Source organism: Flavobacterium sp. (assembly GCF_035456085.1).
Lineage (GTDB): Bacteria > Bacteroidota > Bacteroidia > Flavobacteriales > Flavobacteriaceae > Flavobacterium.
This window is the reverse complement of the sequence record NZ_DATIDY010000121.1, coordinates 1-8,406: the sequence shown is the minus strand read 5'-3', so window position 1 is coordinate 8,406 and position 8,406 is coordinate 1. Positions and strand designations below refer to the sequence as shown.

The 8,406-nt window shown below is 35.9% G+C and carries 6 protein-coding genes; all 6 read right to left on the bottom strand.

The window, feature by feature from the left end:
• Positions 1-1,010: ribulokinase (locus VLC96_RS09305; protein WP_325262365.1), on the bottom strand; the 1,010-nt coding region annotated here is incomplete at its 3' end.
• 147 nt (positions 1,011-1,157) lie between these two features.
• Positions 1,158-3,140: an alpha-L-arabinofuranosidase family protein gene (locus tag VLC96_RS09300; RefSeq protein ID WP_325262363.1), complete on the bottom strand. Its 1,983-nt coding sequence runs from the start codon at positions 3,138-3,140 to the stop codon at positions 1,158-1,160.
• A gap of 116 nt (positions 3,141-3,256) precedes the next feature.
• Entirely contained in the window at positions 3,257-5,218 is a 1,962-nt protein-coding gene (locus VLC96_RS09295; RefSeq protein WP_325262362.1) for a glycoside hydrolase family 127 protein, read from the bottom strand.
• A 132-nt stretch (positions 5,219-5,350) separates the two neighbouring features.
• The gene (locus tag VLC96_RS09290) at positions 5,351-6,328 is read right to left on the bottom strand and encodes an arabinan endo-1,5-alpha-L-arabinosidase (protein ID WP_325262360.1); all 978 of its coding nucleotides are present in this window, start codon (positions 6,326-6,328) and stop codon (positions 5,351-5,353) included.
• A gap of 436 nt (positions 6,329-6,764) precedes the next feature.
• The gene (locus tag VLC96_RS09285; protein WP_325262359.1) at positions 6,765-7,760 is read right to left on the bottom strand and encodes a glycoside hydrolase family 43 protein; all 996 of its coding nucleotides are present in this window, start codon (positions 7,758-7,760) and stop codon (positions 6,765-6,767) included.
• Positions 7,761-7,839: 79 nt separating this feature from the next.
• Positions 7,840-8,406 (bottom strand): lipocalin-like domain-containing protein (locus tag VLC96_RS09280; protein WP_325262358.1); only part of this gene is annotated, 567 nt, incomplete at its 5' end.

The window sequence follows — 8,406 nt, the reverse complement described above, 5'->3', positions numbered from 1 at the left end:
AAAGCAGATTGCCCTGCTTCTAAACCAATAAATCCTGGAATAACAGATCCGTCAACTTGTCCGCAGATTCCGCGAACCGTTTTTGTTCCAACCTCATCATAAGAACCCACAAGGATATCGCAAGTGGAAGTTCCCATAACACGAACTAAAGTATTCTCTTCGATTTTAGCTCCAACCGCTCCAGAATGTGCATCAAAAGTTCCAACAGCCACAACAGTTTCTGTCGAAAGTCCTAAACGTTCCGCCCATTCTTTGCTTAAATTTCCAGCAACTAAATCTGATGTATACGTTTCATCATATAAATTACCGCGAAGCTGCGCTAAATATGGATGTAATTTTTCTAAGAATTCAACTGGCGGTAATCCGTTCCAGTCTGTGTGCCACATGGCTTTGTGACCCGCTGCGCAACGGCTTCTTTTGAAGGTTTTTAAATCTTTATCTTCAATTAATAAATACGTCATTAAATCGCAATGCTCCATCCAGGTGTGTGCTGCATTTCTAACCGCTTCGTCTTGTCTTGCAATGTGAAGAATTTTTGCCCAAAACCATTCGGAAGAATAAATTCCTCCTTCGTATTTGGTGAAATTTTCGCCACCCCAGTTGGCTGCCAATTCGTTGATTTCGTTAGCTTCATTTATAGCGGTGTGGTCTTTCCACAAAACCATCATAGCATTTGGATTATGTTCAAAACCTTTGGTCAGAGCCAGTGGAGTTCCATCTTCGGCAACCGGCACAGGAGAAGATCCTGTAGTGTCAATGCAAATACTTCTGATGAGTGAAGGATCTACTTTACTGTTTTCTACAACATATTTTATGGTTGTTTCCAATCCTTCGATATGATCCAAGGGATGTTGGCGAAACTGATTTATTGATGCATTACAATATTCTTTGTTTTTCCAACGCTTGTAATCACAAACGTTTGATGCTAATTCCTGTCCATTTTCACTGTCGATTAACACGGCACGAACTGAATCAGAACCATAATCTAATCCTATTACATAATTTTTCATCACAAATTTTTTAATGTGGTACAAATATATATATTATTATTTAATAAGTGTGTAAAAAACACTTATTTTTTATTAGTGCTTTTTTTAGTGTAAATAACAATCTAACAGTAGTTTAAAATTATAAATCACATTACTTTATTAAAAATCTTATTTTATTTTTAATTTCAAAACGGTAACTGAATAAGCAGGGAGGTTTAGTGCTGCTTTTTCACCTTTCACATTGTATTCACTTTCTTTTGGGCTGATTTTTTTTGGTGCTGCAAATGAATTTTCATCTTCCAGATTCGGACTTGTAAGCGTAATAATTGTTCCTTTTGATTGGAATTTGCTTCCTTTTAAATCCACATTAATATTTTGAGCTTTCGCAGAAGTGTTAACTATTTTTACAATTATTTCTTTAGAATTAGCATCTTTTACTGCCGAAGCAAATAAATCATTTTGCCCAGTAACTGGTTTTCCGTCTTTGGTTATAGCCAGTAAATCGGTTCCTTTATTATTAGAAAATAATTTTTGAACATAATAATTAGCTGATCCGTATGACTCCAAGTTGTTGAACCAAATCATATCCGGTGTCCATTGCCAAGCTTCGGCATGAGCCAATAACGGAGCGTAAGAAGTTAGGTAAACAACTTCAGCATTTCTTTCTAAACCAGTCATAAATGCAGCTTCTGAGAATGCGCATTCCCAGTTGTTTTTGTTATCTGGACTAACAATCGCAACACTTTGCGCTGCATATTCGCCAGCGAAAACTTTTGGTCCTTTTCTGTCGTAACTGTCATAACGAGTAGCATTTTCTCTAAACCATTTTGGATCTTTATAATAATGTTCGTCAACAATTTCGGCATTTAGTTTTTTTAATTCTTGCATTCCATACTCAAAATAATCTCCGTCTGGGAATGGTCCAGCTCCCGAAACAATAATCATATTTGGGTATTTGTCTTTAATTGCTTTTTCAAAAACTTTGAATCTTTCGATGTATTGAGGCCCCCATTGTTCATTTCCAACTCCAATGTGTTTTAGGTTAAATGGTTTTGGATGTCCCATATCAGCACGAACTTTACCCCAAGGTGTGTCTAAACCGCCATTTGCAAATTCAATTAAATCCAAGGCATCTTTTACATAAGGATCCAATTCTGCCAATGGAACTAATTCACCTGTATTGAATTGACAAGCCATTCCACAGCTCAAAATTGGTAGTGGAGCAGCTCCAATATCTTCAGCAAGTTGAAAATATTCGAAGAATCCCAATCCGAAAGATTGAAAATAATCCGGAGTAGGTTTGTGTTTGAATTCCATGTTCCAACGGTTTATCATTGTTTCTCTGTTTTCTACGTCTCCTACTGTTTTTTTCCATTGGTAGCGTTCTGCCAATGTTCTTCCTTCCACGATACAACCTCCTGGAAATCTCAAGAATCCTGGTTTCATATCATATAATAATTGAACGATATCTTTACGCAACCCATTTTTTCTGTTGTTCCAAGTTTCTTCTGGGAATAATGAAATCATGTCCAAATCGATACTTCCAGTTCCTTCAAAAGTAATTTTCAATTGTGCTTTGGCTTCAGTTTGGGTGGCTGTGAATTGTGCAGTATAATTTTTCCAGTTTTTATCTGTTGGTGTAATGCTGGTTTCACCTAACACTTTTTTGTCTTTATCAATAAATTGAATGATGATTTTTTGAATCGTTCCATTGGTGTTAGCTGCTTTTAACGAAAGATTATATTTTGCATCTTTCTTGATACCCATTCCGCGGAAACCTTCATTGATAAGTTCAAATCCTTTGGCGTCATTGATTAAAACACGGCAAAAGTTAGGATTGGTTTTGTTTTCGGAATTATGAATGGTGGTCGCAATACCAGATTCTTTGTTGAATGAATGTGTGTCGCTGTTAGGTTGTTTCCAGCCCATAAGTGGTGTTTGGAATTCGAAAGAGCGATTTTTGACCATTTCGGCATACAAACCACCATCGGCAGCAAAGTTGATGTCTTCAAAAAAAACACCATACATTGTTGGCTGAATTTTGGTAATTGTTTTTGCGGTATTAACTTCAAGAGTTGTTTGTGCCTGGGAATATATTCCATTGAGTAAAAGTCCGCAAAGTGTTATTCTTGTGATTAAATTCGGTTTCATATTTTATAATTAGTTTAATGTTTAAAGTTTAATGTTCGTTAAAGTGAACTTTAGACTTTTTAAAATATTCTTTTTTTATAATTGCTAAAAAACTTAGCGACTCAGCATCTTAGTAACTATTTAAAATCTATCCAGACTTTCATTTTTCCAATGCCTCTGTTTGACCAGGAATAGTATGGAATAGCTTTAAATTTGTTGGTTTGTATGGTGTTGACGCCTTGCAAAAGATTGGCTTCTTTGGTTACTTTGAATTTATCATTAGCATCAATTGTGATTTTATTGAAGTCTGTTGGATTGTCAATTTCTTCTATGGCATAAACGATTGGACCATATTCTAAAGCTATTTTTCCGATGTTGCCTTCCACTTTGCTGTTGGTTACCACTTCTTTTACTTCCATTGGAAAATCTAGGGTAATGCTATCTCCTTTTTTCCAAGTTCGGGTGACTGTGATGTATCCGTCATCGGCTTTATATAAAAATGGAACACCATTTATATTTACAGAGGTTATTTGCGCCGAAGAAGATTTGTAGCTGTATAAATCTCCAGGTAAAACTTCATTTCTAGCCCAGCCTGGAATTCTTAATTTGATTGTGAATTCACCTTCTTTTTTTGGTGTAACTTTTATAGCTACTTTTCCATCCCAAGGGTAATTGGTTTGTTGCGCAATTTCAAGCTGTGTTTTGTCTAAGGTTACTTTAGCAGTATTCGAAGCGTATAAGTTTACGTAAAGTATATTTTTGTTGGTTGAATAAATTAATCCAGGAATAGAAGGAATAAAACGGATGAGGTTTGTTGGGCAACAAGAACAATCAAACCATGATTGGCGTGTACAAGCCCCTCGGTTAAATTGATAAACACCATCCGATTCTAATGCATTTGGGTAAAAGAATTTTTGCCCATCTAATGATAATCCAGAAATTAAACCGTTGTACATCGAGCGTTCGATAACATCAAAGTATTTTACATCACCTGATAAATTAAACAAGCGATGATTCCAGTACACGTCTCCAATAGCGGCACAAGTTTCGTTGTAAGCGGTAAGATTTGGTAATTCATAATTGGCTCCAAAAGCTTCACCATCGTGTTTGGCACCAATACCTCCTGTGATGTACATTTTTTTGTTGACCATGTTAGTCCACAAATTGTTTACTGCATTTAGGTAATTTTTATCATTATAAATTGCCGCAATATCAGTCATTCCAGCATACATATAAACGGCTCTCACTGCATGACCAACCACTTCTTTTTGTTCGATAACAGGAATATCATCTTGGGCATAAGCTCCGTATAATTTATGATGTTTTGCATTTCCGCGGTTGTCTAGAAAGTATTTTGCAAGTGTCAGATATTGTTTGTCGCCTGTGATTTGGTATAATTTTACCAATCCTGTTTCTACAATTTGATGACCTGGAACGCCGTGAACTTGGTTTGGCTTATCACCAAAAGTAAACACTAGTAAATTCGCATTTTTGATTGCAATATCTAAGAAGTTTTTCTTTCCAGTTGCCTGATAATGTACAACCGCAGCTTCAATTAAATGTCCGGAGTTGTACAATTCGTGGCTAATTTGTAAAGATTCCCAACGCTTTCCTTCGATTACAGGAACCCAGGTACATGGTGGTTTTGCTGGATTGATGGTTCTCCAAGTGGTTAAATAGCCGTCTTTTTCCTGACCTATTTTTATAATGCTAATAAGGGAATCCAGTAACTTCTCCAGTTTTGGATTTGGCTCACTAATCAATGTATTCGAAGCGCCCTCAATTATTTTATAAACATCAGTATCGTCAAAAGGCATTTGCCCTTTTACTTCACCTTTCATCTTTCCGCCAGCGATCAAGAAGTTGTCCAAACGACCTTCTTCCTCACATTTATGAATGGCATATTCGATGGTTTTTTCCTGAACTTTTTTGATGATTGGCAACCAAAAAGCATCCGTAATTTTTACATCCTGAATGTTGACAGGCGAAATGTTATACCCTAAATTTTTAGTTGTACCTTTTTGTGCATTTGCAGCAGATGAAATGCAAATCGGAATAATTAGATAAAGGATTAAATTTCTTAAATTAAAAGTTTTCATATTTTAATTTTAACATTTCAGGATAGTTATTAATATATTTTGGCTACTAGCTTAAAGGTATTGATTTTTAATGTGCAATATAAAAAAAATATAAGTGTAAAAAATACATTTTTAAAAAATAATTGTATTTTTTTATAAATGAGGCCACAAATCGTTATCCCATTGTAACTGTTTTATTTGCAGTATAGGACGTCCATTTTGTTTGGCATTATAAGCATGATAAACGAGATAATCTTTGCCTTCAAAAGTGTAGGTGCTGTTGTGGCCTACGCCAAAAAAGTTTTCGTCACCTTTTGCCAGTAAAGTTCCACCTCCTTCGTTGAGAGATTTTCCATCTTTGTCTAAGTAAGGACCCGTAATATTTTTGGATCTTCCGATCATCATTTTATACGTACTGTCTTTTCCTCTGCAACATAAATCCCAAGAAATGAACAAATAGTAATATTCATTTTTCTTGAAAATAAAAGGAGCTTCCAAAGCTGCATCACCTGGATCAGTATCAGCTAATTCGAAAGTTCTTTTGCGTTTAGCAATCGTATGCCATTCTTGAGGTTGTGCAATTGATTTTAGGTCTGGATTTAATTTTACCAATTTTAATCCTTCCCAAAATGATCCGAAAGCTAGCCAAGGTGTATTATTTTCATCAAAAATTAAGTTAGGATCAATGGCATTCCAAAGATCACGGTTAGGAATTGATTGGATGACAATTCCCTGATCGACCCATTTGTAAGCAGGATCTTTTGGATCTAAAGTGGTATTAGTTGTAACTCCAATCGCTGATGTATTTTTGGCGAAAGCCGAAACTGAGTAATACAAATAGTATTTATTGTTGTGAAAAGAAATGTCTGGAGCCCAAATATGATTTTTAAAATCTGGAACAACTGCATCTACCCAAACCGGTTTTTCCTTGAAAATTTGAGGTTCTTTATTCCAGTTTTTTAAATCTTTGGAACTAAAAACACTGATGCCTTCGCCTGTGCAATATAAGTAGTAAGTGTCTTTTTGCTTAATCATAACAGGGTCATGAACGGTAATGTCCTGGGCAAATGAAACTGCGGCAGCCATCATCATTAGAACAAAAAATGCATTTTTAATATTTTTTTGAAACATATAAATCATATGAGGAAAGTTAAGGTTATATGGAATTTATTATCATTTTACTTTCAACGGATTGAAATCCGTTGTTACAATATTTTTTGTTCCTATGGAACTGCATTACACGACGTAGATCCGTTAGGCTCAATCCCTATCTATAGTTCAACGGATTAAAATCCGTTGTTACAATATTCTTCGTTCCTACGGAACTGCATTACATCACATAGAGCCGTTAGGCTCAACTCATATTATAGGGCTGGACTTTAGTCCAGTTTTCGAATGTAAACACGATATAAAAGAACCGTAGGCTCGACCCATTTTATTTTTTGATAGTTGGGTAAAAAAAAAGAACGAAATCTTTACATTATTTCCCTTTAAATTTTAATCCTACCTATGATGTTTTGAGAATTACTACAGGCTCAAAACTGCAATTCTGCATTATGAAAACTACCTATTCTGTAATTCCTTCACTAGTCATAATCACTCTTTTGATAGATCCGTCATTGTTGTAATAAAGTCGATCTATACAAACCGATCTTCTAAAACTTCCACCTTCTGTTGGGATGGAACCATTGTGATAAATAAAATACGACTTGCCTTTGAAGTCAATAATCGCTTGATGATTGGTATTCGAATTACCAGCGATTTCGTTCAGAATTCCTTTGTATTCCCATGGACCATTGATGGATTTGCTCATCGCGTAGGCAATTTTTTCAGGAAACTGATAAGCGTATGATAAGTAGTAGTAGCCTTTGTGTTTGTGAATCCAAGGTGCTTCGGTAAAATTTGGTAAATCTATCGTTTGGATTGGACCATCTATTTCGAGCATGTTTGGTTTAAGTTTTACATAATTGCAAACAGTATTTCCCCAAAAAAGATAAGCTTGGCCATCATCATCAATAATTACAGATGGGTCAATGTCGTCCCAACTAATTTTAGTTTTAGTCGTCATGTCATTGGTGATTAATGCTTTTCCAAGTGCATCTTTAAATGGCCCAGTAGGACTATCAGATACTGCAATACCTATTGCCTTGCCAGGAACAGTACCATGTTCTACAGCTACGTACCAATAAAATTTTCCATTTTTTTCAATCACTTGCGAAGCCCAAGCATCGCCTTTTGCCCAGGAAAAATCAGTTACTTTCAGCGGAACTGGATGCTCTTGCCAATGAATCATATCTGAAGAAGAATAAACCAACCAATCATTCATTCTATAAAAGTTAAAGTCTTTTTCTGGAACATCGTGACCTGTGTACAGATATACTTTGTCTTTGTAAACTAAAGCCGCTGGATCTGCCGTGTATTTATCTTTTATAATTGGATTGTTATAAACCTCAGTTGGACTTGCTTTTTTTGCTTTGGCGGAAGCCGAACCATTATTTTGAGCCAAAGTTTTAGAAGATGTTATCAGAATTAGTAAAAAGAATGGAATGCAGATTGTTTTCATTTGAATTGATTTTATGAAGCAGAATTTGAAAAACAAAACCCTTTTCTAAAGATTAAAAAAGGGTTTTGATATTGGATTACTAATTTATTTTTTTGCCCCAAACAGGAACCCCCGCTGTTGTAAGTCCGGAATAAGTAATTGTCACTTTGCGAGGAGTACTTTCCCAGTCCCATGCATCATTTACTTTGCATTTTATGCCGTTTACAGTCAATGTTTTGTTGGTGCTGTCATAAGACCAAGTTCCAGAAACGGCTCCAGTAACTTTTTTATCTGCTGTTAAATAAATAGTAGCCGACTTCTGGATGGTAGCATATTGGTAATTCATAGTAATTTGTTCCCATGTTCCAATGAATGAAGCTTCGGTAATGGTAGTAGCAGGCACACCAGCGTAACGTTCGGGAGCAACTACTGGCCATCCGTCTTCGGTCCATTGTATTTCGCGTACATGCCCCATCATTATGGCATTTGAAACGTTAATTCCCTGCACGTCTTTTGGTAAACGAGCTTGTGAAGCGTAAAACCACTGTTTTGTTTCTGGATTTTGGAAAATGGCACAATGCGAAATTCCAACCCAGCCTGTATGATAGTTGAAGCTATAGGGATGTGTTAGCATTGGCCAACAATCTGCCCCATTGGTTACATTGGC

Excerpts from the sequence above, each read along its gene's own strand:
- VLC96_RS09300 (WP_325262363.1), bottom strand. The coding sequence starts at position 3,140 with ATGAAACCGAATTTAATCACAAGAATAACACTTTGCGGACTTTTACTC.
- VLC96_RS09295 (WP_325262362.1), bottom strand. The coding sequence starts at position 5,218 with ATGAAAACTTTTAATTTAAGAAATTTAATCCTTTATCTAATTATTCCG.
- VLC96_RS09290 (WP_325262360.1), bottom strand. The coding sequence starts at position 6,328 with ATGTTTCAAAAAAATATTAAAAATGCATTTTTTGTTCTAATGATGATG.
- VLC96_RS09285 (WP_325262359.1), bottom strand. The coding sequence starts at position 7,760 with ATGAAAACAATCTGCATTCCATTCTTTTTACTAATTCTGATAACATCT.